The sequence below is a fragment of the Mesorhizobium sp. P2_F5 genome (assembly GCF_056403715.1).
Map to the genome: position 1 here is coordinate 202,007 of NZ_JBFUEY010000009.1, position 24,963 is coordinate 226,969.

General features: G+C 61.6%; 30 protein-coding genes and 1 pseudogene. 10 read left to right on the plus strand and 21 right to left on the minus strand.

Annotated elements, in window-relative coordinates; all coding sequences use genetic code 11:
• Window positions 1–636, plus strand: a complete 636-nt coding sequence (gene bluB, locus AC1DYO_RS15315; RefSeq protein WP_181059091.1) for a 5,6-dimethylbenzimidazole synthase — start codon at window positions 1–3, stop codon at window positions 634–636.
• Between the two features lie 43 nt (window positions 637–679).
• Here the strand turns inward: bluB and AC1DYO_RS15320 are convergent, their stop codons facing one another.
• On the minus strand, window positions 680–886 hold the full coding sequence (locus tag AC1DYO_RS15320) for a hypothetical protein (protein ID WP_477264522.1): 207 nt from the start codon (window positions 884–886) through the stop codon (window positions 680–682).
• Between the two features lie 131 nt (window positions 887–1,017).
• On the minus strand, window positions 1,018–1,596 hold the full coding sequence (locus AC1DYO_RS15325; protein WP_477264524.1) for a DNA-3-methyladenine glycosylase I: 579 nt from the start codon (window positions 1,594–1,596) through the stop codon (window positions 1,018–1,020).
• A 90-nt stretch (window positions 1,597–1,686) separates the two neighbouring features.
• Here AC1DYO_RS15325 and AC1DYO_RS15330 point away from each other — a divergent pair.
• From AC1DYO_RS15330 to AC1DYO_RS15340, 3 genes and pseudogenes are all read left to right on the plus strand, one after another.
• Window positions 1,687–1,791 (plus strand): annotated as a pseudogene (locus AC1DYO_RS15330) (AraC family transcriptional regulator); the annotation flags it as partial.
• 111 nt (window positions 1,792–1,902) lie between these two features.
• Window positions 1,903–2,325, plus strand: a complete 423-nt coding sequence (gene ndk, locus AC1DYO_RS15335; protein WP_477264526.1) for a nucleoside-diphosphate kinase — start codon at window positions 1,903–1,905, stop codon at window positions 2,323–2,325.
• A 136-nt stretch (window positions 2,326–2,461) separates the two neighbouring features.
• Entirely contained in the window at window positions 2,462–3,073 is a 612-nt protein-coding gene (locus AC1DYO_RS15340) for a class I SAM-dependent methyltransferase (RefSeq protein ID WP_477264528.1), read from the plus strand.
• A 2-nt stretch (window positions 3,074–3,075) separates the two neighbouring features.
• On the opposite strand, the gene AC1DYO_RS15345 is transcribed toward AC1DYO_RS15340, so the two are convergent.
• A complete protein-coding gene (locus AC1DYO_RS15345) occupies window positions 3,076–3,531 on the minus strand; it encodes a MarR family winged helix-turn-helix transcriptional regulator (protein ID WP_477264530.1) in 456 nt (151 codons plus the stop codon).
• 64 nt (window positions 3,532–3,595) lie between these two features.
• Here AC1DYO_RS15345 and AC1DYO_RS15350 point away from each other — a divergent pair, with 64 nt between their 5' ends.
• A complete protein-coding gene (locus AC1DYO_RS15350) occupies window positions 3,596–4,072 on the plus strand; it encodes a cupin domain-containing protein (RefSeq protein WP_477264532.1) in 477 nt (158 codons plus the stop codon).
• A gap of 79 nt (window positions 4,073–4,151) precedes the next feature.
• Here AC1DYO_RS15350 and AC1DYO_RS15355 read toward each other — a convergent pair whose 3' ends face one another.
• The 7 genes from AC1DYO_RS15355 to AC1DYO_RS15385 all read right to left on the minus strand — a co-directional run bounded on the left by AC1DYO_RS15355 (window position 4,152) and on the right by AC1DYO_RS15385 (window position 9,789).
• Window positions 4,152–4,421: a hypothetical protein gene (locus tag AC1DYO_RS15355; protein ID WP_477264534.1), complete on the minus strand. Its 270-nt coding sequence runs from the start codon at window positions 4,419–4,421 to the stop codon at window positions 4,152–4,154.
• 199 nt (window positions 4,422–4,620) lie between these two features.
• Window positions 4,621–5,388 carry a YbaY family lipoprotein gene (locus AC1DYO_RS15360; protein ID WP_477264536.1) on the minus strand — a complete coding sequence of 256 codons (768 nt, stop codon included), beginning with the start codon at window positions 5,386–5,388 and terminating at the stop codon, window positions 4,621–4,623.
• A gap of 85 nt (window positions 5,389–5,473) precedes the next feature.
• Window positions 5,474–5,950, minus strand: a complete 477-nt coding sequence (locus AC1DYO_RS15365) for a molybdenum cofactor biosynthesis protein MoaE (protein WP_477264538.1) — start codon at window positions 5,948–5,950, stop codon at window positions 5,474–5,476.
• Between the two features lie 4 nt (window positions 5,951–5,954).
• On the minus strand, window positions 5,955–6,209 hold the full coding sequence (moaD, locus tag AC1DYO_RS15370; RefSeq protein ID WP_477264540.1) for a molybdopterin converting factor subunit 1: 255 nt from the start codon (window positions 6,207–6,209) through the stop codon (window positions 5,955–5,957).
• A 1-nt stretch (window position 6,210) separates the two neighbouring features.
• Window positions 6,211–6,807 (minus strand): CDP-diacylglycerol--glycerol-3-phosphate 3-phosphatidyltransferase, encoded by a 597-nt coding sequence (gene pgsA / locus AC1DYO_RS15375; protein ID WP_023673449.1) that lies wholly within the window; start codon window positions 6,805–6,807, stop codon window positions 6,211–6,213.
• A gap of 157 nt (window positions 6,808–6,964) precedes the next feature.
• Window positions 6,965–9,028: an excinuclease ABC subunit UvrC gene (uvrC, locus tag AC1DYO_RS15380; protein ID WP_477264542.1), complete on the minus strand. Its 2,064-nt coding sequence runs from the start codon at window positions 9,026–9,028 to the stop codon at window positions 6,965–6,967.
• The gene (locus tag AC1DYO_RS15385; RefSeq protein ID WP_477264544.1) at window positions 9,025–9,789 is read right to left on the minus strand and encodes an SDR family oxidoreductase; all 765 of its coding nucleotides are present in this window, start codon (window positions 9,787–9,789) and stop codon (window positions 9,025–9,027) included. Before AC1DYO_RS15385 ends, uvrC begins: the two co-directional genes overlap by 4 nt.
• 413 nt (window positions 9,790–10,202) lie before the next feature.
• On the opposite strand from AC1DYO_RS15385, the gene AC1DYO_RS15390 reads away from it, so the two are divergent.
• Window positions 10,203–10,853, plus strand: coding sequence for an outer membrane protein (locus tag AC1DYO_RS15390; protein ID WP_181059072.1), 651 nt, complete (start codon window positions 10,203–10,205; stop codon window positions 10,851–10,853).
• 205 nt (window positions 10,854–11,058) lie between these two features.
• On the opposite strand, the gene AC1DYO_RS15395 is transcribed toward AC1DYO_RS15390, so the two are convergent.
• The 3 genes from AC1DYO_RS15395 to AC1DYO_RS15405 all read right to left on the minus strand — a co-directional run bounded on the left by AC1DYO_RS15395 (window position 11,059) and on the right by AC1DYO_RS15405 (window position 12,796).
• Window positions 11,059–11,484, minus strand: coding sequence for a GFA family protein (locus AC1DYO_RS15395; protein ID WP_477264546.1), 426 nt, complete (start codon window positions 11,482–11,484; stop codon window positions 11,059–11,061).
• A 76-nt stretch (window positions 11,485–11,560) separates the two neighbouring features.
• Entirely contained in the window at window positions 11,561–11,944 is a 384-nt protein-coding gene (locus AC1DYO_RS15400) for a TfoX/Sxy family protein (RefSeq protein ID WP_477264548.1), read from the minus strand.
• Window positions 11,945–12,199: 255 nt separating this feature from the next.
• On the minus strand, window positions 12,200–12,796 hold the full coding sequence (locus AC1DYO_RS15405) for a glutathione S-transferase family protein (RefSeq protein ID WP_477264550.1): 597 nt from the start codon (window positions 12,794–12,796) through the stop codon (window positions 12,200–12,202).
• Between AC1DYO_RS15405 and AC1DYO_RS15410 the strand changes: the two genes are divergently transcribed.
• Window positions 12,795–13,070: a hypothetical protein gene (locus AC1DYO_RS15410; protein ID WP_477264552.1), complete on the plus strand. Its 276-nt coding sequence runs from the start codon at window positions 12,795–12,797 to the stop codon at window positions 13,068–13,070. The genes AC1DYO_RS15405 and AC1DYO_RS15410 overlap by 2 nt on opposite strands.
• A 77-nt stretch (window positions 13,071–13,147) precedes the next feature.
• On the opposite strand, the gene AC1DYO_RS15415 is transcribed toward AC1DYO_RS15410, so the two are convergent.
• Together AC1DYO_RS15415 and AC1DYO_RS15420 are read right to left on the minus strand one after the other, a co-directional pair.
• Window positions 13,148–13,534 (minus strand): hypothetical protein, encoded by a 387-nt coding sequence (locus AC1DYO_RS15415; RefSeq protein WP_181059068.1) that lies wholly within the window; start codon window positions 13,532–13,534, stop codon window positions 13,148–13,150.
• Between the two features lie 579 nt (window positions 13,535–14,113).
• The gene (locus AC1DYO_RS15420; protein WP_477264554.1) at window positions 14,114–14,641 is read right to left on the minus strand and encodes a DinB family protein; all 528 of its coding nucleotides are present in this window, start codon (window positions 14,639–14,641) and stop codon (window positions 14,114–14,116) included.
• 62 nt (window positions 14,642–14,703) lie between these two features.
• On the opposite strand from AC1DYO_RS15420, the gene AC1DYO_RS15425 reads away from it, so the two are divergent.
• Window positions 14,704–15,327, plus strand: a complete 624-nt coding sequence (locus AC1DYO_RS15425; RefSeq protein WP_477264556.1) for a TetR/AcrR family transcriptional regulator — start codon at window positions 14,704–14,706, stop codon at window positions 15,325–15,327.
• Between the two features lie 113 nt (window positions 15,328–15,440).
• Here AC1DYO_RS15425 and AC1DYO_RS15430 read toward each other — a convergent pair whose 3' ends face one another.
• From AC1DYO_RS15430 to AC1DYO_RS15440, 3 genes are all read right to left on the minus strand, one after another.
• Complete coding sequence (locus AC1DYO_RS15430; protein WP_477264558.1) at window positions 15,441–15,893, minus strand: hypothetical protein; 453 nt, start codon at window positions 15,891–15,893, stop codon at window positions 15,441–15,443.
• A gap of 187 nt (window positions 15,894–16,080) precedes the next feature.
• Entirely contained in the window at window positions 16,081–16,929 is an 849-nt protein-coding gene (locus AC1DYO_RS15435; RefSeq protein WP_477264560.1) for a 23S rRNA (adenine(2030)-N(6))-methyltransferase RlmJ, read from the minus strand.
• A gap of 7 nt (window positions 16,930–16,936) precedes the next feature.
• A complete protein-coding gene (locus AC1DYO_RS15440) occupies window positions 16,937–17,551 on the minus strand; it encodes a hypothetical protein (RefSeq protein WP_477264562.1) in 615 nt (204 codons plus the stop codon).
• An 878-nt stretch (window positions 17,552–18,429) separates the two neighbouring features.
• On the opposite strand from AC1DYO_RS15440, the gene AC1DYO_RS15445 reads away from it, so the two are divergent.
• Together AC1DYO_RS15445 and galE are read left to right on the plus strand one after the other, a co-directional pair.
• Window positions 18,430–19,467 carry a UDP-glucuronic acid decarboxylase family protein gene (locus tag AC1DYO_RS15445; RefSeq protein ID WP_477264564.1) on the plus strand — a complete coding sequence of 346 codons (1,038 nt, stop codon included), beginning with the start codon at window positions 18,430–18,432 and terminating at the stop codon, window positions 19,465–19,467.
• The gene (gene galE / locus AC1DYO_RS15450; protein ID WP_477264566.1) at window positions 19,468–20,547 is read left to right on the plus strand and encodes a UDP-glucose 4-epimerase GalE; all 1,080 of its coding nucleotides are present in this window, start codon (window positions 19,468–19,470) and stop codon (window positions 20,545–20,547) included. It abuts the gene before it with no gap.
• Window positions 20,548–20,714: 167 nt separating this feature from the next.
• On the opposite strand, the gene AC1DYO_RS15455 is transcribed toward galE, so the two are convergent.
• From AC1DYO_RS15455 to AC1DYO_RS15465, 3 genes are all read right to left on the minus strand, one after another.
• Window positions 20,715–21,302 (minus strand): DUF995 domain-containing protein, encoded by a 588-nt coding sequence (locus tag AC1DYO_RS15455; RefSeq protein WP_477264568.1) that lies wholly within the window; start codon window positions 21,300–21,302, stop codon window positions 20,715–20,717.
• A gap of 215 nt (window positions 21,303–21,517) precedes the next feature.
• Window positions 21,518–24,007 carry a sulfatase-like hydrolase/transferase gene (locus AC1DYO_RS15460; RefSeq protein ID WP_477264570.1) on the minus strand — a complete coding sequence of 830 codons (2,490 nt, stop codon included), beginning with the start codon at window positions 24,005–24,007 and terminating at the stop codon, window positions 21,518–21,520.
• A gap of 273 nt (window positions 24,008–24,280) precedes the next feature.
• A complete protein-coding gene (locus AC1DYO_RS15465) occupies window positions 24,281–24,799 on the minus strand; it encodes a hypothetical protein (RefSeq protein WP_477264572.1) in 519 nt (172 codons plus the stop codon).
• Window positions 24,800–24,963: the final 164 nt, after the last annotated feature.

The following is a 24,963-nucleotide window of genomic DNA, read 5'->3' on the forward strand; positions in this document are numbered from 1 at the left end:
ATGCCACTACCCCCCGATTTTACCGACGATTTTCGCGCCGGGCTGGTCGCGCTGCTGCGCTGGCGCCGGGATGTGCGGCGCTTCGAGCGGACGGCTTTGCCGGAGGGCACGCTGGAGCGGCTGCTGGAGCTTGCGTGCATCGCGCCGTCGGTCGGGCTCAGCCAGCCGTGGCGCTTCGTCGTGGTCGAGAGCGCCGAACGGCGCGCGGCCGTGAGAGACTCTTTCGAGCGCTGCAATGCCGAGGCGCTGGCATGCTTTTCGGGCGAGCGCGCCGCGCTCTATGCCCGGCTGAAGCTTGCCGGTCTCAATGAGGCCCCTTGTCAGTTCGCGGTCTTCGCCGACCGCACAACGGAACAGGGCCACGGGCTCGGACGCAAGACCATGCCGGCGACCATCGACTACTCGGCCGTGATGGCGGTGCATACGCTGTGGCTGGCGGCGCGGGCGGAAGGCATCGGCATGGGCTGGGTGTCGATCCTCGACGCGGCCGAGATGGCTAAAATCCTCGACACGCCGCCCGAATGGACGCTGATCGGCTATTTCTGCCTCGGCTATGCCAGCGAGGAGCATGATGTGCCGACGCTGGAACGCGAGGGCTGGGAGCAGCGGCGGCGGCCCGTGGTGATCAAGCGGTAGTGCCGGTCACTTTCTGGCGACAAGTCACATTCTTGGCAATAAGTTACTTGGTCTCATCCTTGGCAATGAGCTTGACGCAGATCGGGTCGCCCTTCGCCATCGAGGTGCATTGCCATTCCGGACCGAAGCCGAAATTCGTGTTCTTGCCGAGGCCGGGAAAGAGCGCCAAGACAAATGCAACGGCAGCGAAGATGGCAACCATCAACAGGATGCCCTTGATATCCCTGGGTCTCCGATCGTGCCAGTTCATCTCGTCAAAGCTTCCTCAGCGCCCGGCTCGCCGTTCAACTGACTTCCCCGAGATAATATCCCCGCCTATGCGAACCGTCCATCTTCGCCCCAGGAACTGGGTGTTCCGCCGCCCTCCATGGTGGCTGCGCGCTAAGACGCGAGACGCTCGACTTCAGGCCGCCGGAAGCAGCCGGCGGCGTGGTCGTTGACGATGCCGACCGCCTGCATCCAGGCATAGACGATGGTCGGACCGACGAACTTGAAGCCGCGCCGTTTCATCTCCTTGGAGATCCGCTCGGACAGAGGCGACGACGCGACCCAGCTGTGGCCATCGCTCTTCACCACCTTGCCATCGGTGAAGGACCAGCAGAAATCGGTGAAATTCTCGCCGCGCTGCGCCATCTCGCAGAAGATCTGGGCGCCGCGGATGGTCGCTTCGATCTTGGCACGGGCGCGGACGATGCCGGGATCGGCCATCAGCCGCTCGATGTCGGCCGCGCCGAACCGCGCGACCGTCTCCGGCTCGAAGCCGGCGAAGGCGGCGCGAAAGGCCTCGCGCTTTCTGAGCACGATGATCCACGCCAATCCTGCCTGGAACCCTTCCAGCATCAGCATTTCCCACAGCATGCGGGGGTCGCGCTGCGGCACACCCCACTCTGCATCGTGATAGGCGCGCATCAGTGGATCGCTCTGCGCCCACCCGCAACGATGGTTTGCATGATCGTCCATCGCGAAGCTCCCTCTCACGGGTCCTGTGGCGAACCGGCGCCACTCTCCAATCCACACTATCCCGATCGATCATCGCATGCACCGGCGAATGGCCTTCAGAGCCCATCGCAGTTCAGCCGCGAATACAGCCGGCTCTACGGCCTGCCGCCGCTGCGCGACGTCGGCGCCGCCAGGGCTCCGGTCGCGGCGCAATAGCGCGGGCCAAGCGCCTCCCCTTGGCAATGGGCCGGGCGGCTTGTATAGAGCCCGCCACTCCCAATTCCACTCTTCATCACCCAATTCCTCTCTTCATCACAAGGACGACCAATGGCGATCGAACGCACCTTTTCCATGATCAAGCCGGACGCGACGCGGCGCAACCTCACCGGCGCCATCACCAGGATGCTGGAAGAGGCCGGCCTGCGCGTCATCGCCTCGCGCCGTGTATGGATGAGCCGCCGTGAGGCCGAGGGCTTTTACGCCGTCCACAAGGATCGCCCGTTCTTCGGCGAACTGGTGGAATTCATGTCGTCGGCGCCGACCATCGTGCAGGTTCTGGAAGGCGAAAACGCCATTGCCCGGAACCGCGAAGTGATGGGCGCCACCAACCCGGCCAACGCCGCCGAAGGCACCATCCGCAAGGCCCATGCGCTGTCGATCGGCGAGAATTCGGTGCACGGCTCCGACGCGCCGGAGACCGCCGCCGAAGAGATCAAGTACTGGTTCTCGGATACCGAAATCGTCGGCTGAGCCGACGCGAACGGAATGCATGCAAAAGGCCGGCCTTTCGCCGGCCTTTTTCTTTGGCATCGGACCTTTCCCCGCACTCCCCCCGAAGGTCGGCCTGCGCTAGGGTCGGACCAGGCACAGCGGATCCGACCCGACCATGACCAGCGCCATCCCCGGTTTCTTCCAGGGCACCGAGATGCCGTCGAGCACCTGGTGGGAAGCGCTGTGGCCGGATCCCGCCGGCGTGCTTGCGGCAACCGGGCTGAAGCCAGGCATGGAGGTGGTCGACCTCTGCTGCGGCGACGGCTGGTTCACGCTGCCGATCGCCACGGTCGCCCGCCATGTCATCGCCATCGACATCGACGCCGACCAGCTGGAGGCCGCGCAACGCCGGCTGACCGGCGCCGGCGTGGCCAATTGCGAATTCGTCGCCGGCGACGCCTACGAGCTCGCGGACCTTGTGTCCCGGCCCGTCGACTTCGTCTTCATGGCCAACGCCTTCCACGGCGTGCCCGACCGGCCGCGGCTGGCGCGTGCGGTGCACGAAGCGCTCGCCCCCGGCGGACACTTTGCCATCGTCAACTGGCACCAGCAGCCGCGCGAGACGACGACAGTGCTGGGCGAGCCGCGCGGCCCGCGAACCGAACTCAGGTTGTCACCGCAACAGACCATCGCGGATGCCGAAGCCGGCGGCCTGAAGCTTATTGGTCTGGTCGAGGTGCCGCCTTATCACTATGGGGCGATGTTCGAGAAGGCGAAATCGGTTTGAGCTCAACGAATGAGCGGCGTGTCCCAGAGGTCGCCGAGCAGCGTTTTCAGCTCGGTGAAGCGCTTCTCGCCAAGCTCCTCGGCCCATTCCCGCTCGACGTCGAGCAGGATGTCGGCCATCTTCTGGTAGGCGGCGCGGCCCCGATCGGTGAAGTGGACGATGGTCCCGCCGCTCTCATCAGGTGCCGCCGAGCGGGTGATGTAGCCCATCGCTTCCAACGTCTTGAGCAGCTGGTTCATGGCCTGCTTGCTCATCACCGCGCGCTCGGCAAGCGCGCTCGGCCGAAGGCCATCCGGGCCAGGATATTGTATGACCGCCATATGCGGCGGGCTGAGGTCCTCGAAACCCGATGCCCTGAGTTCCCTGATCAGCTTGCGGTGAATGGCCAGCGCCGGCACGCGCAGCAGCGCACCGATCAGCGGCGGCTTCTTCGGCGGATCTTCGATGAATTGCGGCATTGACACCATGGTAAATTGAGTTTACCCATATCGGTAAATTCGATTTACCACATAGGAGGATGGAATGCTAGACAAAGCCGGCCAGGTTCGCGTCAGTCCCGCCGAAGAGACAATCAGCCATGGCGGCCTTGCCGTGCGCTTCCTGCTGACCGGCGACCAATCGAACGGCAGCATCGCCGCCTTCGAACTGACGGTCGCCGGCTCGCATCGCCTGCCCGCCCCGGCACACAGCCACGACCACTATGAGGAGACGATGTACGGGATCGAAGGCGTGCTGACGCTGACCGTCGACGGACACCGGCACGATATCGGACCCGGCCAGGCGCTGTGCATTCCGCGTGGCGCGGTCCACCGCTTCGATAACGACACCGCCGAGACCGCCAAGGTGCTGTGCGTGGTGACGCCGGCGGCGATCGGTCCGGACTATTTTCGCGAGGCCTTCGCCATTTTCAGCACCGGCGGCCCGCCAGATCGCGCCAGGCTGATGGACCTGATGCGCCGGTTCGGCCTGACGCCGGCACCGCCGCCACCGCAGGTCTGATGCTCTCCAGGGCGGTCAACCCGCGGCGCGGCATATCGGACAACGAGAATTCCCGCCGCTTCTCGCGGCGGGCTTCTTGTCACTTTGCTTGGCGCTCTTTCACATTCGCATGATCATTCGCCGCTTCGGTGTCGGTGGCCGGTGTCTTGGTGTCGGCGCCGACAAACGGACTGCCCTGCCCAGGCGCGAGGTCGCCACCATGGCCGGCCTTGTTGGTCTGGAAGGGTTGGCTGTCAGGACTGAGACCATGCTGAAGTGCATTGAACAAATGGTCGTCGGCCCTGGCAAAGCCGGCGAAGGTAATCAGCGATACGCCTGTGGCAGCAAGGATGCGCGCGTGCTTTTTCATATCTGGACTCCTTTTTGAGTGGCCAGATCGACCCGCATTCGGTCTGGCGGCTTCAGTGAAGGGACATGTCCCTTTTGCCTACCCGCCATATGGGAAGTTAACGCTTCGCGCGGCCGGACTATTCCCGGCAGTCGCGAAATCCGGGCATGAACGTCGCGAAGACGATTCCCGCACCGCCGCTACGCCCGGTCCGTCGACATCAGCTTGCCGCGTTGAAGCGCAATATGTTCTTGCCGTTCTTGTCGGCGATGGTGAGCTTGCCGCCGTCGACGCGATATGACGCCGCCTTGGCCAGCGCCTCGAACAACGCCTTCTCCTCGGCCATCACCTCCGGCGCGCAGGCCTTGTAGGTCGAGCCGATGTCGCTGATGGCGATCGTCGAGCCGTCGACCCTGGCGGTGGCAAAATAGGTGTTGCAAGGGCCGCTGCCGCCGGCCTTGCCGGCTTCGCTGACCCGGAACGTCGCCTGCGGTTGCGCGATCACGCCGATGCCGTCGATATATTCGACCAGCCAGCTCTGATCGAACAGCGAGGCCGAGGTCGGCTTGTCGCTCGGCGCCACCATTTTCAGCACGATGGTCTGCGGCGCATCGCTCAGCGGATCGACGAGATAGCTCACGTCGGTGACGAACAGCAGTCTGTCGTCGGCGGTGATGCGCGCCCGCAACGCATAGATCATGCCAGGCCTTATCGCCTGCGGATCGAAGCTAATCTCGAACCTGATCGGCACCTGGCCGGCCGGCGCCACCTTGCGTTCGCCGACAATGGCGGCCGGCGCATCGGCCAGCGACACATCGGCAAGCTGTACCGACAGCACGGCGTTGGGCGGCAACGCTATGCGCTCACGGTACATCACCTCGCCCCTCAGGGTTCTCTCGGCGGCGACGGAAAGTTCGGGAACGGCCAGCATGCCAACGACCAGCGGCACAAAACCGAAGACGAAGAATTCAGCGATCCTGTCCAGCATGCCCTTGCTCCCTTTGCCGAATGCGATTTGGCCAAGGGATTGCGGTCAATGGAAGGCGGCTGCATGGCAATATTCCGGCTGCAGATCAGTCCGCCGGCGACTGTGTCCAGCGAGCCGCAGCCTGGTCGTCGGCGTCCTTGGCCTCGACCCAGCCGCCATCGGTGCCGTCGGCGCGGTGTTCCTTCTTCCAGAAGGGGGCGCGTGATTTCAGGAAATCCATCAGGAAATTCGCTGCCTCGAACGCCGCCTGCCGGTGCGCGGAAGCCGCCACCACCAGCACGATGTTTTCGCCGGGCGTTATCTTGCCGTGGCGATGGATAACGGTCAGCCCTTGCAGCGGCCAGCGCTGAACCGCCTCGGCGGCGATGCGGCCGATTTCGGCTTCGGCCATGCCGGGATAATGTTCGAGCTCGAGCGCCGACAACTGGCCCTGCTCGTCGCGGCAGAGGCCGGAGAAGGACACCACGGCGCCGATATCGGCGCGGCCTTCGGTCAGCCTGGCGATCTCGGCGGCGACGTCGAAATCCTCGCGCTGAATGCGCACCGTCGGCCCGCCGGACATGGTGTCAGCCCCCGGTCATCGGCGGAAACAGCGCGATCTCGCGCGCGCCGGATATCTTCTCGCGATGCTCGACATGTTCCTGGTTGATGGCGACGCGGATAACATCGGGATATTGCAGCGCGTGCTCGTACTCCTCGCCGCGCGACTTCAGCCAGCGCAGGAGATCGGCCACCGTCTCGATGCCGGCGGGCAGTTCGACGTCCTCTTCCGGCTTTCCGATCCGTTCGCGCACCCAGGCAAAATAGATGAGCTTCGTCATCTCACTCGTCCATGATGTGCTTGAGGCCGGCGCGGAAATAATCGTAGCCGGTGTAGAGCGTGACCAGTGCGGCGATCCACAGCAGCACCAGCCCGGTCTGCGTGGTCAGCGGGAAGATCTTGTCGCCGGCGGGTCCAGCCAGCAGGAAGGCGATGGCGACCATCTGGATGGCGGTCTTCCATTTGGCCAGCTGCGTAACCGGCACCGAGACCTTGAGTGCCGCCAGATACTCGCGCAGGCCCGAAACCAGGATCTCGCGGCACAGGATGATGATCGCCGCCCATAGCGACCAGCCGGCAATGCCGGCGTGGCGGTCGGTGTCTGCCGCGAGCAGCAAGAGGCAGGTGGCGACCAGCAGTTTGTCGGCTATCGGATCGAGCATCTTGCCGATGTTGGAGGTCTGCTGCCAGGCCCGCGCCAGATAGCCGTCGAGATAATCGGTGATCGAGGCCAGCAGGAAGATGATCAGCGCCGACCAGCGGGCGAAGTCGCTCGATTTCAGATGCCCTTCAAGAAAAAAGCACAGCACCACCAGCGGCACCGCGACGATGCGGGCGTAGGTGAGCATATTGGGCAGGTTGAACGCGCGCTTGGCCATATCTCAGGGACTCTTTCTGCCTGCGTACTCAAATCAGAACCGGATGTAGGGGGTCAACAGCCGAGATTCGATTGGCCAGACGAAAATAGCCTTGTCTCTCTTAGAGGTGACGCATGTCGTTGTCCCAAAACCGCTCCACACTTTTGGGCGACATGCGTCAGCTCTCGTGGAAATGGTTGTAGACCAGTTTTGCCACCTGCTCGGAAATGCCGTCGACCTTGACCAGATCCTCGACTGCCGCGCGGCTGACCGCCTTGGCGGTGCCGAAGGCCAGCAGCAGGGCGCGCTTGCGGCCGGGACCGATGCCGGCGATCTCGTCGAGCGGGCTCTTGACTAGTTCCTTCTTGCGCCGCGCGCGGTGCGAACCGATGGCGAAGCGATGGACCTCGTCGCGCAGCCGCTGGACGAAATAGAGCACGGGATCGCGGACCGGGAGCGAAAACGAGTCCCTGCCCCTGACGAAGAAGCGCTCGCGGCCGGCATCGCGGTCCTGCCCTTTGGCGATGCCGATCGCCACGACGCGGTCCTCGATGCCGAGATCGGCGAGAATTTTGCGCACCGCACTCATCTGGCCCTGGCCACCATCGATCAGGATGACGTCGGGCCAGGCCGGGAAACTGCCGGAGATGTCTTCCTCGATGTCGTCGCCCGCCGCCGCATCGTCGGCAACGGCGACATCGCCATGTTCCTTGAGCAGCCTTGAAAAGCGCCGCTCCATCACCTCGCGCATCATGCCGAAATCGTCGCCGGGGGTGATCTCGGTCGAGCGGATGTTGAATTTCCGGTACTGGTTTTTCACAAAGCCTTCCGGCCCGGCGACGACCATGGCGCCGACGGCGTTGGTGCCCATGATGTGCGAATTGTCGTAGACCTCGATGCGCACGGGCGGCTTCGGCAAGCCGAAGGTCTCGGCAAAACCGGCGAGCAGCCTGCCTTGCGTCGAGGTTTCAGCCAGCCGCCGGCCCAGCGCCTCACGCGCGTTCTGCAGCGCATTGTCGGTCAGATCCTTCTTCTCGCCGCGCTGCGGCACCGAGATCGACACTTTGCGGCCGGCGCGGGTGGACAGCGCCTCGGCCAGCAGATCCTGGTCCTGGACCCCTCGCGACAGAAGAATGTTCCTTGGCGTCGGCTTGTCGTCATAGAACTGCGCCAGGAACGAGCCCAGCACCTCCGACCCCTCCAGTGCCGGATCGGCCTTGGGGAAATAGGCGCGATTGCCCCAGTTCTGGCCGGTGCGGAAGAAGAACACCTGGATGCAGACCTGGCCGCCCTCCTGATGGATGGCGAAGACATCGGCCTCGTCGACCGTCGCCGGGTTGATGCCCTGATGGCTCTGCACATGCGACAGTGCGGCCAGCCGGTCGCGATAGATGGCGGCGCGCTCGAAATCGAGCTCCCGCGACGCCTGCTGCATGGCTTCAGAGATTTCGGTTTTCACCTTCTGGCTGCGGCCCGACAGAAAATCCTTCGCTTCGGTGACCAGTTCGGCATAGTCACTATGCGAGATTTCGCCGGTGCACGGGCCAGCGCAGCGCTTGATCTGGTAGAGCAGGCACGGCCGGGTGCGGTTTTCGTAAAAGGAGTTGGTGCAGCTCCGGAGCAGGAAGGCGCGCTGCAGCGAATTGATGGTGCGGCCGACCGCGCCGGCAGAGGCAAACGGGCCGAAATAGTCGCCCTTGCGCGACCGCGCCCCGCGATGCTTGTAGATGCCGGGCGAGACATGATCGCCGGTCAACAGAATGTAGGGGAACGACTTGTCGTCCCGCATCAACACATTGAAACGCGGCCGCAAGCGCTTGATAAGATTGGCTTCAAGCAGAAGCGCCTCGATCTCGGTGCGGGTGACGACGAACTCCATCGTCGACGTCTCGCGCACCATGCGGCCGATGCGGGCGGTGTGGAAACGGCCTTGCGCGTAGTTGGTCACCCGCTTCTTCAGGCTGCGCGCCTTGCCGACATAAAGCACGTCGCCGGCAGCGTTCATCATGCGGTAGACGCCGGGCGCATTGGGCAGCCGCTTGACCAATGTCTGGATAACCTCGGCGCCGACCATGCCGTCGGCGTCGCCGGCATGCGGCGCCCAGTCGATCGCGGTGAAGGCGACATCGGGGCCGGCGGCCTCGGGCTCGACGATCTCCTCGGCTGCCTCATCCTCGAGGTCGATTTCGGGCGGCAGATCGTCGGCGGCGCCGCGCTTGTGTTTCTGGTCTGCGGGACTCATTCCACCATGCCTGTCACATCCGGCGTCTGCCATGCAAGATGCTGGCCGCCGTCGAGCGCGATCATCTGGCCGGTCACCGAGCGCGCATCCCAGAGATAGCGGATGGTGGCGCCGAATTCGGCCAATTGCGGGCCGCGCTTCAAAATCAGGCCATCGACCTGCTTTTGGAAATCATGATCTTCCTGGCGCGCATTCTTCAGCGTCGGACCGGGACCGATGGCGTTGACGCGAATGCGCGGACCGAGCGCCTGCGCCAGCATTTGCGTCTGCGTCCACAAGGCCGACTTCGACAGCGCGTAGGAGAAATAACGCGGCGTCGGCCGCCAGACGCGCTGGTCGATGATGTTGACGATCAGCCCCTTCTGCCCTTGCGGCAAGGCGCGGGCGAAGTTTTGCGCCAACAGCGCCGGCGTCTTCACATGGATGGCGAAGTGACGGTCCCAGGCTGCCCAGTCGAAGTCCTCGACGCTGTCGTCGACGAACAGCGAGGCATTGTTGACCAGAAGCGTGACCGGGCCGAGCGCAGCCTCGGCGCGGCCGACGAGATCGCCGACGGCGGCCATGTCGGTCAGATCGGCGGCGACCACGGCGGCGCGGCCGCCCTCGCCCCTGATGCGCGCGGCCAGCGCGTCGGCCTCGGCGCCCGAGCGGTTGGCGTGGATGGCGACAGCAAAACCATGCGCGGCCAGATCCTCGACGATTGCCTTGCCGATCCGCTTTGCCCCGCCCGTCACCAGCGCCGTTCCGGCGGCTTCGATCATCTGTCAATCCTCAATCTGCGCCTCAAATCCGCTAGCCGGCACATTGTGACGCGTCCAGGGGTTAAATGCCGTTTCCACCTGGGGCAGGAATGTGGCGAAACGGCTTTTTTAGCACTGTGACCCGTCCCGGATTCGGGCCGGCAGGACCGCAATATAGGACGCTGGACTCCTTGCACCAAGCCGAGTGCAGTGCAGCATCACATGCGTACTGACATTTCGCTGTTGCGAAGATGCAACGTCAAGCTTCGGCCTCATTCGCGCCGGGGAATGACCCAGTTTCAGGTTCGCTGCCGCCGCATTTTGACACGACATTCGGAACCGTTGAGTGCCAGATCCGTTTCATCCCCCGGACGGGTTGATGGCGCTCAAGACAAACAAGCCTACGTGTCTTGTGGCTTAAGGAGTAAACAACAATGCAAGCCAATCTCAAATTCGCGCCAATCGCGGTTGCGCTCGGGCTCTTCGCCCTCAGCGGTACCGCCTTTGCTGCCGATGTCGTCTCGGAAGAGCCCCCGGCGCCTGCCCCGATCGCCGAACTTCCCGTCGCTTCCTGGGCCGGCCCCTATGCCGGTATCAGCGCCGGCTACGGTTTCAGCGGTCATGCCAAAGTCCACGACGGCGGCCCCGACATCAAGACCAAGGGCTTCGTCGGCGGCGTTTTCGGCGGCTACCAGTGGCAGCAGGAGAACTTCGTGTACGGTGCTGAAGCCGATCTCGGCTACAACGGCGTCAAGGGTGACAGCGGCGGTGTCAATTCCAAGGGCGGCTTCGAAGGCTCGCTGCGCGCCCGTCTCGGCTACGCTGTGACCCCGGAGATCCTGCTCTACGGTACTGGCGGTGGCGCCTTGAAGAACCAGAAGGTCTCGGTCCCCGGCGACAGCGACAGCAGCACCATGCTCGGCTGGACGGCCGGTGTCGGCACCGACATCAAGATCACCGACAATGTGTTCGGCCGTGTCGAGTACCGCTACACCGACTTCGGTTCCAAGAGCTTCGACAGCGTCGGCACCAAGGTCAAGGAAAGCGACAACCGCGTCACCTTCGGCGTCGGTATGAAGTTCTAACTGTCGTTCAAGCCACGACACAAGAAAGCCGGGCCTCGCGCCCGGCTTTTTTTGTGCCCGGCGGGAGGCAATTTTACCCGTTGCGCGCCCTTTCCCGGCTTACCGGTTTTGAGAATTTTGTACGAGAAGGCAACAAACTCACCGAAAACTGCGAGCCGGCCGCCGTGCCCGCGCCCCGACGTGGCTGCCGTCCAGGCGCCAGACCTCAAACTGTCTCGGCAGGCGGGTGAATCATCGGCTCTTGATGGAAACCATCATGGGCCGGGATCGACGGCAGCCGGTCGAGCCATCCCGCCTTCGACGGCATGAAGACCTGCGCATCCGGCCGGTATTCGCCCGGGTTGCTCATTGTGGCGGCATGGACATGAACCTCGGTGGGCCATCTGTCGGAGCGGAAATAGAGCCTTGTGCCGCAAGTCGGGCAAAATCCGCGAAACGTCCCGGGGCTGCTCTCATAGTGCACGATCTCGCCGGTCCAGCTCAGCTGTTCCGGCTTCATCCCCAGGAAGGCCGTGAGGGGAGAAGACGTGGCACGCTGACAATCGGCGCAGTGACAGACCAGGTTGCGCGTCAAGTCTCCGGAGTAGGTCCAGGCAACCGCTCCGCACATGCAAATTCCCGTAAGGACCATCGCACCCTCCCCTCGCCGTGCGCCCCAACTCGGCAAAACTCACTCGGCGAAGCTTAGAATGCGCCGCGCCACGCGCTCAGGCGCGCCTCTTTGCGACCTTGGCAGATTTCGATTTTGCTGGAAGCGTGCCGACAAAGGCAAGCGCGAGATCGAGCCAGCGGCCAAGGTCGGCGTCGGTCGCGGTGCCTTCCGGCGCGACATGGACATAGCCTTCCATGGTGCGTCCGCCCATCTCCATCGGGCGCGCGTGCGGACGGGCAGCGGCGGCGCTGTGCGCGGCCTTGCCGACGCGAACCAGCAACCCGCGCTTCGATGTGCCGACCAGCATGTTGCCGTCGATGAGGAAGCAGGTACCGCCGAACATCTTCTGCTCGGTCAAGGCGCGGTTGCCAAGGGCAGTGCGCAGGCGCTCGACCATCGGGTCGGCCGCGCTGCCGGTTGAGGTGGATGACTTCGCCATGTTCACCGCCTGCGTGCGATTTACCGGGCGCCAAGCAAGCACGAATCCGAGCGGCGGTTCAATATGGAAAGTGGAGCGCGGCAGTGAGGCGCCAATCTCCCGGCAGGACAGAGGGGGGCGCGAAGGATCGCCGACGTTGAAGCTTGTTCGAACAAACTCGGTGATGGCTCCGGCTGCCACTCGATGACAGGCTGGCGGGACAGCGCCCCTCTGCCTTGCCAGGCATCTCCCCCACAAGGGGGAGATCGGCAGTTCTCACCCCGGCACGCAGCCTTTCAGTTCCGGGAACTTCTCGTCGAAACGCGCTGCCCAACGGGTCAGCCGGCCGCGGCCCTTTTCCCATTTGCCGGCGAAGCGCAGCGAGAGGTAGCCAAGGCAGGCGCGCAGCGCCAACTGGCCGAGCGTGATCTTCTTCGGCAGTTTCGGCGGATTGGCGTTGAGGAGGTCGAGTGCGGCGGTGATCTTCGTCCACTGGCGATCGAGCCAGGGCTGATAGACCATCTCCTCGGGCCGCGTGCGCCGCTCATAGACCATCGACAGCGCACAGTCGCAGATGCCGTCGGCCAATGCCTCCAGCACTTCGGCCTCGAGACGCTTGTCGGAATTGCGCGGCAACAGCAGATTCTTCGACGCACGGTTGAGATGCTGGGTGATGGCACGGCTGTCGTGGATCGAGCGGCCGTCGTCGAGCACGAGCACCGGGATCTTGCCTAGTGGATTGGCCACTATCAGTTCGGCCGGCTTGTCCTCGGTCTTGACCGGCACCAGGTCGACGGCGATGCCGGCATAGAGTGCCGCCATGCGTACCTTGGAGCTGTAAGGGGATGAGGACGCGTAGAGCAGCTTCGGCATGATCGGTTCCCTGTTTGCAGACGGCCATCGTATGTCGCTCAAAAAAGTGGTTCCGGTCTTTGAGAGAACGACGCGCGTAAAACAAAGGCCTAGAGCGCGTCGCCCGAACCCGCTCGAATGCGACCGCTTTAGTGTTGGCCGATCTTCTCTGAGGGAGCAACTGCCAGAAGGGCAAAACCAGGCGGCCAATCCGCCGACAATGAAGTCGCCAATGCATGTCGCACAGAAGCGGCGTCGATTTCGAGAGAACGACATGCATCAAAACAAGACCTAAGGCGCAACAAAAAAGCTCCCGGGAATCTGCCAGTCGGCAAAGTTCCCGGGAGCTTTGAGATGGAACGTCGTCAGCTGTTACTTCTTCTTGGCGGCTGGCTTCTTGGCCGGTGCTGCCTTCTTCACAGCTGCCGTCGACTTGGCGGCGGCGGCCTTCATCGGAGCCTTGGCGGCGGGCTTTGCCGCTGCCTTGGCTGCCGGCTTCTTGGCGGCGGGCTTGGCTGCTGCCTTCGCAGCAGGCTTCGCCGCTGCCTTGGCGGCCGGCTTCTTGGCGGCGGGTTTCGCTGCTGCCTTGGCGGCGGGTTTTGCCACTGCCTTAGCTGCCGGCTTCGCCGCTGCCTTGGCTGCCGGCTTTGCCGCTGCCTTCGGTGCTGCCTTCTTTACTGCAGGTTTCGCGGCAGCTTTCGGTGCCGCTTTCTTTGCCGGCGCTTTCGCCGCCGGCGCCTTCGTCGTGGTCTTTGCCATGCGATGCCCCTTGCGTTTGTGCCGATGGCCGTTAGTGACCCGGCGAGCTAATGCATATCTGACTCGCTCGTATCTAGCCAGCGAAGCATTACATTGAATTTCGTAGATTAAATTTCGGTTACGCTGAGAGCATGATCGCGATGATCGGCACAGAAATCGGCAAAGAATCTTCTCGCTTCGCGGCGAACTGTTGCGAGAGAAATCTCGAGCATCGCGACTCACGCGATCTTCTCGTCAAGCTCACATTCTCTTGAAACGCCGTCGATCTCATGCGGTCATCGGCGGCTTATCGGATGGCAAAAATCATTGCACCGCAGAGGCTGATCTTGCTTCATTCCGGCGGTTACGGAAACAGCAGCAAACTAAATGCGAGCTTTTTACTCGTATATTGAAAGCGGTTGACGAAGCTATGAAAGACAGCATTTGAGGGGACGCCCTGTTGTGCTGCACATCTTCCAGACGAAAGGGGAGATCGCCAACTTCGGCGCCGCAGATGCCCAATGGACAATGAGAGGTGAAGGATCGGGCGATCCTCCTCCCGGGAAGCCGCGATCCCTTGGAAACCAAGGGGTGTAGGCCCTAAGCTCCAACCCGCTCACGCACCTGCAGCCGGCGCGCAGGCTCGGTCTGGTGGAGGTGAACGGCAAACGTATCCCACGGCGGCGTGACACCAATCTGCACCAGGATGCGGCCGATCTCGCCACGATGGTAGCCGCCATGCGTGACGACATGGGTCAGCATTTCCTGGCGCGACATCATCGCCTTGTCGCCGTCGGTGAAGACAAAGGGCACAGGCTGCGACAGAAGTTTTGTCGGCACAGCGTCCAGATAATCGAGATACCAGCGGTCCATCGCAGCGACGTCTGCGCTGAGCTCATCGAGCGTCGGCGTGTCCTCGGTATTGTCTGACGCGTAGCCGTGATGCGTGCCGGAAAGATGCGCGGCGAATATCCTCGACACGATGAGGTTGTGGTTGAGCAAACGGACCGCAGTGTGACGCTGATCCACATGCATCCGCGGGTCGAGGCTCGCGAGCTTTTCCAGCAATTCGCCATTGGCCCGGGCTTGATAGACGAAGAGACTGCGAAGCAGATCCAGCGCGCTCATGGTCTGTATCCTTTGCGAAAAATGTGAGTATGTTGTCTATATTCTTGGCTGATGGAGCAGACATGTCTACTCGCATTGCAAAACCGCGCTCGCGCATGCGCAAGCAGCCGCGCCAGGCGCGTTCGCGAGCAACCGTCGAGGCGATCATCGAAGCCGGTGCTCATGTTCTGAGCGCGCTCGGCTGGGCCGGCTTCACCACCAACAAGGTGGCCGATGCCGCCGGCGTCAGCATCGGCTCGCTCTATCAATATTTTCCCGACAAGCTGTCATTGGTCGAGGCAATCCGGCGGCGACATTTCGATCAGGTGCTGTCGGTGATCGCCGAGTCAGCCGAAGGCGACAAGCCGCTCAAGCGATTCGCGCAGGAGCTGGTGCGCGGTATGATCGAAGCGCACAGCATCCATCCGACCCTGCACCAGGTGCTGCTCGACGAGGCGCCGGGCGATCGCGGCTCACGCGCCGCCCATGCCTCGTTCCAGTCACGCTATCTCGACCACTACACGGCGGCGGTGACGCAATATCGCAGGCGCAGGAAAGACAATGAGACCGTGGCCCGGGTGCTGTCCTCGGCGGTCGAGGGAGTCATCCACAATGCCGCACGGCGAGACATGCTCGATGCGCCGGAACTGCAAAAGCAACTCGTCGAGCTGATCTGCGCTTATGTGTCGGGTGGGAAGGCGGTGTGAGGACGTCCTGAACAACTTCAGTCGTAAGCCAGAGATTGGCGAGAAGCGAGGCGACATCCGATCTTCCCCCTGGCGGGGAGATTGGCAGCCTTCAGCGAAGCCGCTTCCCTGCCTCAGCGCAGGACGCGGCAGCGGCCGTTGTAGACCATCCAGCGGTCGAAGCCCGAGACGCAGAATTCGACATTGTCGCCGATCGAGGCAAAACCCTGACCTTCCTCGATCAGGTACCAAATGGTGCGGGCACGGCCATCGGAGAGGCTGACGGTGGCGCCGCAATAACGGCGGCCGATCGGCCATTCTTCGTTGGCCGGCAGATAGCGATGCTGATGAATGCGCTGGAAATCGGTGATCGAAACATCAGGCAGATGCGGCACGTGATGCACCTGATAGGAGAAGCGGCTGGAGATCTTGTTCAGCACCCAGGCCTCACCGCAGACGCCGCTGTCCTCGTCGGAATAAACGGAAAGATCGGCGGCCTGCGCCGCCTGGGTGATGCCAAGGGGTCCGGCCAGCGGCGTGCAAAGCGAAATCAGGGCAGCAAGAGCGGATTTGGCAAAGCGAGTCATGGCAGCCTCTCGAAGGTCGACTGCGCGCACTGTGCGGATTCGGCGGCGCGCGGTCAAGCGGTCGCGCCGACGATGGTTTCCGGCTTCGCAACCGGTTTTGCCGGTGCGGAGCCGTGAAACCACGTCCTGAGCCTTTGAAAAGCTCGCTTCCCTATGTCTGGGGAAAGTCACCCGCTGCGAAGCGGCGCTACTCCCCGGCCAGCCATTCCAGCGACCAGTGCGCCGGTTTTTCGACCGCCAGCAATCTGTGCAGAGCCGGCAGCACGATGCGCAGGTCGCGCTCCAGCGTGAAGGGCGGGTTGACCACCACCATGCCGCTGCCGTCGAGGCTGGGTTCGCGCGACGCAGGCCGGATCTCGAACTCGATGTCGAGCAACTTGGGGACGCCGGATTGCTTGAGCGCCTTGCGGAAGGCGATGATCGCCTTGCGGTCCTTGATCGGATACCACAACGCATAGATGCCGCCCGGCCAGCGCTTGTGCGCTCTCTGCATCCCGTCGACGAGGCGGTCGAATTCGCCGGCTTCCTCGAAGGGCGGATCGATAAGAACCAGTCCACGCTTTTCCTTTGGCGGCAAATGCGCGCCGAGCGCCAGCCAGCCGTCGAGCTCGATCACCCTCGTCTGGAAATCGCCGGCGAACAGCGTCTTCAGCCTGGCGGCATCCTCGCCATGCAGTTCGATCGCCGACAGCCGATCCTGCTTGCGCATGAGATGGCGGGCGATGAGTGGCGAGCCCGGATATTTCTTCACGCCGCCATCGGGATTGAGCGAACGCACGGCTTCGAGATAGGGGGCAAGCAGCGCAGCCGCCGATTTGTCCAACGAAGCGTCGATCAGGCGGCCGATGCCGCCCTGCCATTCGCCGGTCTTTTGCGCTTCCGTCGACGACAGATCATAGCGGCCGATGCCGGCATGGGTGTCGATGACACGGAACGCCTTGTCCTTCTGCTTGAGATAGTCGAGCAGAAGGCTGAGCACGACATGCTTGACGACGTCGGCGAAATTTCCGGCGTGATAGGCGTGACGGTAGTTCATGCCGCCCTCATGTCGATGAGCCCCTGCCCCAGCGCGGCGGTGGCGGCTTCGAGTTCGGGTTCTCCGGCCGGCTGCCGCCGAAACGCAAGGAGAGCAGGAAGCCGATCAGGCCGACGGCCATCAGCCCATAGCCGACCGGCCGGGCGCGGCTGTCGATCTCGCCGGCGCCGGAGCGCAGCACCAGGTCCACCGCCCGCATCGGGATATCATCGGCATCGCCCGGGCCGACGGTGAAGAGATAGGCGCCGGGGCTGACAGTCGTGATCACGCCCGCCTCGTCGCGAAAGATCTTGTCGGGCAGTTGCGGGCTGACCTGGCGCGGATTGTCTGAGTGGTTGAACTGCAGCGTCGAGGCGAGCACCGTGCGGCTACCGGCGGCAGCGGTCAGTGTCAGGACAGTGCGCTGCTGCGAGACGATGCGTTCGGCCCGGGCGGTCAGATCAACCAGTACCCTGACCGGCGCATCGCCTGCCGAGAGCGTCACCGTCACCGGCTTGAAGCGGCCCTGCTCGTAGACCCTGTAGCTGCCGATCTCATGACCGGAGAAATTCGTCATCGCCCAGGGATAGACGATGCCGACGGCGATACCGGCGAGCAGGATCAGGAAGAATAGAAAGCGCATTGAGGATCCCCCGAGTATTCGACCAGCTTGCCAATAGCGCTCCAAGGATCAAAAGGCGATGGCCTGCGCGGCGGGCCTCGTCTGTCCAAGACAAAGGATAATAGCCAAATGAATGTTTGTGCGGATTTGGCCAAAGCGAGCTGCCCGCCGTCCAACCGCATCAGCGTCATGTCTGCGTCGCAATGCTGCCGGATTTCTACCTATACGCTCAAAAGCCATCGCTAAATTAGGGAAGTCTAAATAACTTAATAGACGCAACGACCATTCCGATCGCATCGTTTTCTAAGAATTTATTTAAGAACCGTGATGTTCCTATATTTTCGATATTCTATAAATGAAAACAACATCAAATACATCTAAAAACACACAGTAACAGTATTGGTTTTAACCAGCGTTTCTGATTCCATTCTGAAATTATCCTGCCACATCGTTGCCCTACGTCAGCGAAAATTCCCGTAAATATTTATGTTTTTTGTTGGTATATTTCCAATTTCGGCTCGACCCTCGGAACGCTGCCGCAGACGCTGCCGACCTCATGATTAACCACTCCCGAACGATCACGGTTAACGATTCGCTAATTTAGTTGACTATGTTGTCCACAGGTATATTTTTGGCACGTTGGGATGTGCAATTTGGGCGAGTAGTGGGCGATGGTGGCACCAGACGCGTAACAGCGATTTCGGGGCGTTTCGAATGCTGAACGGCAGCCAATAGCCGTATAGCGTCGCCCAGCGAACTCAGAAAGCAATCAACAGACAGCAGGAGTGACGATTCCGCCGAAGCGGAAGGTTTGTGACGTTCTCAGGAACGTCGCCCGGCAACGCTATGTCCCGGTTCGGCGGTAGCGCGAGTAGTGCGTAAGGGCGAAGGGGTAGAGTATGGGTAGATCTGTCAACGTTCTGAAACTCGAGTCCGGGAACAGCCGGAGGGGCGCCAAATCCAATCGGGGCCGCGCCCTGGTTGCCGGTGGGGCAGGATTTCTGGGTTCGCATCTGTGCGAGCGTCTTTTGCTGGATGGATACGAAGTTGTCGCCTTGGACAATTTCCACACCGGCAAAAGATACAATCTCAATGCCCTCCTGCGCGATCCGCGATTTACGTGCATCGAGCACGACATTGTCGACGCACTGCCTTTGGATCTTCAGGTCGATGAAATCTACAACCTCGCCTGCCCGGCCTCCCCGCCGCATTACCAGGCAGATCCGATCCATACGTTCAAGACAAGCGTGCTTGGTTCGCTGAACCTGCTCGAACTGGCGCGGCGGAACAATGCCAAGATATTCCAGGCTTCGACGTCCGAGGTCTATGGCGACCCCCTGGTGCATCCGCAGCCGGAGGGCTACTTCGGCAACGTCAACCCGCATGGTCCGCGATCCTGCTATGACGAGGGCAAGCGTTCGGCCGAGACGCTGTTCTTCGACTATTCGAGAACGTATGGCCTCGATGTCCGCGTCGCGCGGATCTTCAACACCTATGGCCGCCGCATGCAACCAGACGATGGCCGCGTCGTGTCGAACTTCATCGTCCAGGCTTTGCACGGTGACGACCTGACCGTCTACGGCAGCGGCCAGCAGACACGTTCATTCTGCTACGCGGACGACCTGATCGAAGGCTTCATCCGGCTGATGAACGCACCGAGCGCTCCGAAGCACCCGGTCAATCTCGGCAACCCTACCGAATTCACCATTCTGGAGCTGGCGACACAGGTGATAGAATACACCAACTCGCGGTCGAAGATCGTGCATCGGCCGCTGCCCGTCGACGATCCCAAACAGCGCAAGCCGGACATCTCCTTTGCCAGGGACAATCTCGGTTGGGAGCCAAAAATCAGCTTGAGCCAGGGGCTCGCGCATACCACGGCGTATTTTGACGCCCTGCTCTACTCGAGCCGGCCCGTCAAAGAAGCTGCGATGTAAATGAGCCGGCCCGCAATCCTGGTGACGGGTGGGGCCGGTTACATCGGCAGTCACACCTGCAAGCTGTTGTCAGCTGCCGGCTACCTGCCCGTCGTTTTCGACAATCTGAGCCGCGGCAACGAGAGATCCGTTGCCTGGGGGCCGCTTGTCGTCGGCGATATCCGGGACCGGAATGCGCTGCAGCAGGCGATCGGGACGTATCAGCCGAAAGCGATAATCCACTTTGCAGCGCTGGCCTATGTCGGCGAGTCCGTTCATGAGCCCGCGGAATATTATTCGACCAATGTGTCGGGTACCATCGCGGTGCTCGATGCGGCGCGCGCGAGCTCGATCGAAAACATCATCTTCTCAAGCAGCTGCGCGACATATGGTGTGCCCGAAACACTGCCCATTCGAGAGACCTCGTCACAAAATCCGATTAGCCCCTATGGGCGCACCAAGCTGATGGGCGAGCAGATCATCGGGGACTATGCCTCTGCCTACGGAATGAAATATGCGATCCTGCGTTATTTCAACGCCTGCGGCGCCGATCCCGACGGAGAGCTCGGCGAATGGCACACGCCGGAAACCCACCTGATCCCGCGAGTGCTAATGGCCGCATCCGGACTGATCGACGAGATCGAGGTTTTCGGCGCGGACTACGACACGTCGGATGGCACCTGCGTGCGCGACTACATCCATGTCAGCGATCTGGCGCGCGCACATCTAAAGGCTCTGGTGCATCTGGAGTCGGGTGGCGAAAGCTTATCGGTCAATCTCGGCACCGGACGCGGCGTATCCATCAAGGAGATTCTCCAGGCGGTCACCCGGATGACGTCAAAATCGGTTCCAACCGTCTTCAGGCCCCGGCGCCCGGGAGACCCGGCAGAGCTCTACGCCGACCCTGCCAAAGCACGCGAACATCTCGATTTCATGCCGGAACTTTCCGACATCGATACGATCGTCAGGACAGCCGCCCCATTCTTCGGACTGGAGGCCGCCGCGTCCACAATTCCGATGCCGACAGCGAAGCGCGGTCGGTCAACTGCGCCAGACATGTCAAATGCATCGGAAAGCAACACCAGCTCGCAAAGCTGGTAGTAGTCGTCCCGCTTGTCGTGTGTCGGGACGTGGGCTCGCTGAGGTGAGTGAGGGCTTCTCAGCGAGCCTTTGATACGGCTCAGGGCCTGAAACCAAAGCCCGTCAACGCGCTTTGTCTTCATGCATGCCGTTGTCCCAAAATCGCTGCGCGCTTTGGGCCGCATGCATCAACTCTTGGAATCGATCAGGCTGCGGATCTTGTCAAACTGCGCGCCCTTTGTATCGCCTTCCTCGAATTTCCGTTGCTCGTCGGAAGGGTTTTCCGAAGAGTGCCTGAAACTGTACCAGACTCCGTCCGGATCCTTGCGCTGCTGGAGGGTCCCGCCCCGGATGCGGTGGCTGAAACACGTGCGAATCGGCGCCGCGTAGCTCTTGGACCGCCAGACGAGATCCATGCACATCTTGCCATCGTTGCTTAGATGCCATCTGCCTTCGCCGACAGAAACCGTGTCCGGCTCGGAGGTCCAGGCCCGGACCGGTCGATCCTTCTGTCCGAAATAGGCCGCTCCGTTATCCCATATCCACGTGCGGTCAGCATAAACAAGCTGAAGTTCGAAAGCCGTCGGGACAGTAACGGCATCTGCAGGTCCTCTGTCTTTGGCACCAGCTGCGTGCGCGGCTCCGCAAAGCACCATCTGGCAGCAAATGGCCAGGAGGGGCGCAAGGGAGACACGCCTGGCAAGTCGATGGCGCCTCACCCCGCTGGCTGATTCAGATGGCAATCCGGTCCGGGTCGTCATGCCGAGCGATCGCATTCGATGTTCACTTCCCAAGCGGGCGTCGACCAGCCGAGCATACCGCAAGAACGGGCCCGGTCCGTTCTGCGCTGACAACTGGCTCCACGCCCCAACCATCAGTATTTCGCATGCTATTGACTGCCACGCGAAGATGTCAACCGCGAGGGCCGACAGTATCTGTCGCGGCGCGCACGGGCTGTAAGATCGAAGACGACGGTCAGGCACGCGGCACGTTATACACATCCCTCGACGAAGGGGCCGCTAACCCATAGCGAGCCGTTGCTGTACATGGCCGTCCCGTTGTCGTCGGTGTAGCCATGAGACTGCTCGTCGACGTGCAGCCTGGTGTTTGGCACCAGCTGACCGTTCACCTTGACGCTCTTGATGAACAGGTTGCGATCACCTGGCTTGCCCTCTCCGCCCCAGAGGTCGTTGATATAGCGAAGCTCGATCGTCTTCGGGTTTGGCACGCTGCTGAGATCGATGTGGAACGGCTTGGCCTCGGTCGACGCCTGCATTAGCTCCGCCACGGCAGCTTCGGGCGTCGATGCGGCGCTCTCGTTGCCCGGGACGTCGATCTCGGCGACGGTCTTTCCGTCGACCACGACGTCGAACCGAGGCGCGCCTTGGAGATTAACGCCGGCAGCGTCGACCTCCAGACTGGTGATGGAGCAACGTCCGGTGGCTTTCGCCGCGGTGGCCACTAGGTCGGCCACACGCTGCCTCTGCGATTGCACCCATCCGGCGATGGGCTGCAGCAGCGCGTTTCGGTCGCCGGCATCGACCTTGAAGAGGTTGGTTCGTTCACCGGAATCGGCCTTGAGGTCGTATTCCTCCACCTTGCCGGTGGTCGCGTTGAAGATGACCTTTCGATCGTTCTCGCGATAGCCGAACAGGAATCCGGCCCAAGGGTTGAAGAAGAAGGTCTTGTTTGGCCGTTGCTCGCTGAACAGGCTGCGCCCCTGCCACTGCTTCGGCAGCTGAAGTCCGAGTATGTCGAAGATCGTCGGAGCGATATCGATGATGCCGCCGACCGGGTGCGCAACCTCGTCATGAAAGAGATGCTTGTTGATCATGATGAGCGGTATGTGGATGTTTTCCTCGTAGATCGCGCTGGCATGAATGTAGTCGCCATGCTCCCCGAACGCCTCGCCATGATCGCCCAATATGACCACGAGCGTCGAATCGAGCTTGCCGGACTGCTTGAGCGATTCAAGGATCTCGCCAAGCGCCGTATCGCCGACCTTCAGGGCGTTGAGATAAGCGTTGAATTTCTGATCGTCCGAGTAGTGGACCAGCGTGTTGCCATCGGCGGAAGGCGCCATCTTCGAAAACATCGGGCTGTCGGTGATGTAGGGATAATGGGTCATCGCCGTGAACATTATGCCGAAGAAGGGTTTTCCCGCGTCCTTGTTCATCCAGTCGATGATCGACTGCGCCGTGCAAAGATCGCTGTTGTAGTCCATGTTCTTCCACTGCTCCGAGCTGAGCTTGAACGTCGGGGTACCGCATTTCTGCCCCCGGTAGTCCTGGATCACATCCAGTCCCCTGTTGAGCAGAAACTCATCGACCCGTTGGAATCGGGAATCCGCACTCCAGAAAAACCCTGTGCGGAAATTGTTCTTGGACAGGGTGTTGGAGATCGTGTCGAGAGGCAGATAAGGATACCTGGTGGTCATGCCATAGTATGAAATGTCGTTGTACATAGAAGTGAGCAGAGAAAATACCGAGTAATGCGTGGACGGCGCGTGCGCATATATGTTGTCGAATCGTATGGAGTCGTTCGCATAACTCTTGATATTCGGTGTGACCGGATACTTGCCGCCAAACGTCTCGATGTATTTGGACGGCACCGACTCCATCATGAAAATCAGCACGTTCTTGATCGGGTTTGGCGTCGGCGCCTTGAAGGTCGACGTTTCCGGCGGACGCTCGCCGACGCTCGCGACATCCGGGTCATTGGTGCTGGCATTCATTGTCAGCACGACCGGCGTTGGACTGAGCACGGCCGATTCAACAAAATACAGGATCGGATTGTCGATCTTGGCCGCCGGCAGCGCCTCCGCCCGCACGTGGTATCCAGTGCCGGCGAGGGCCGCGCCGACACACACAACGAGCACGCCCAGAAAGGCCCCGTAGCCAGCGGCGCTCAGCCTCTGGCACAAACTGGCCGCGGCATAGCCAAGGATGAGCACCAGAATGACGGACCCTGAAAGGGTCGCGAAGTCCTTGATGTTGAGCGCGTCGCCCATCGCGTTCCTGGCATCGGCATTCTGCAAGAAGTCGCCATAGACCAGCCACTGGAACGTGAACGGTTCGCCCAGCATCTTGACGAGATTGATGTTGGCAAATCCCCAGCCCAGAGAGACCACGACAGCAACATAGAAGAGGAAGACGACGATTGCTGAGCCGAGACGGCTGGCCTTTGCCAGGAAAAGCAGGATCAGAGTCACCACGGTCAGGGACGTAACGACAATCAAGTCGTAGTAGCTCGATGCCAATCCCTTGGGGATGGCCCCCAAAAGGCCTGGAAACGTGGTTTGCGGATCAACGATTGCGCCGCGGTAGACACCCAAAAGCAGCCAGGACAACAGGCCCGTGCAAATGATCCGCAGGCTCCTGCGCCGGAAGCGCAAGTCCTTCGATGAAGCCGTCCCCGCCTTCGATTCCGTAAGGCCGCTCTCAGGTCGGCGCGCCGACCCCATATTGCCGCCGATGCTCATACAATTGCCCGCCGCCAGTCTGCGCTTCGGCCCAAACCACGGCCGATAGCCTTCAAACCCCCACCCGCAGAATCGGCTTGCGCTAAAAAAGAGTCAACAAAATCAAGTTTGCGTTAACCAACTCTCTTGAGAACTGGTTAACCGAACGCATTGATCGGCGATGCGTTTTGGCCAAGTGAGCTGTCTGATCAACTGTGCACCCGCCGTATGAATCGGCGACGGCGGGCGCTGTCGAGCACCCGCCGTCGTGACGTTCGGTACTGGCGTCGACGATCAGCCGCCACGCAGACGTGTCGCACTCAGGCTCGCGATGGTCATGCCCCGCTGTTCGGAAGGGCACGTCGGCAGAAAGCGGCTCGCATCCGCGTATGTCATCTTCGCGATGGAACTCTTCAGCCCACCACGCTTGGCGATCCAGCCGCGAACCCAGCCAGGGTAGTTTTTCATCATGAAATTCGCGGCCACCTGATTGCCCCGCGCAGAAACGCCATACGGTAGGTGAAAGCCGAACGACGCGTTCTGCGTGATGCACACCTTGCTCTTGGGCATCGACAGATAAAGCGTGCAGGCCGAGTCGCACGAACCGTTGAACCGCACAAAAGTACCGCTGCGGCGCATTTTCAGCGCACGGATGGCATAGTCGATCACATAGCCACCGCGATCGCCACTGATCGTCTTGACGTTGGCCGTGCCAAGGCTGATGCGCGGTCGCAGCAATTCTCCCGCGGAGCTTGCCGAGACCAGTGCGCCCATCAAACCGAGCGCACCGAGAAACTTCATTATCGTTTTCATTTGCGCCTCCTGCTATGCCGTCAATGACTAGCTGGGAGGCGTAAAGATTGAATATTCCGCGTCGCTAAAGTTGTATCAGTTGATTGATTGTACAGCCGTTTTAGGATCTGATTGACGATTTGGTTTACTAATGGCGCAGAAGGATGATCACTGAAAAGTAAACC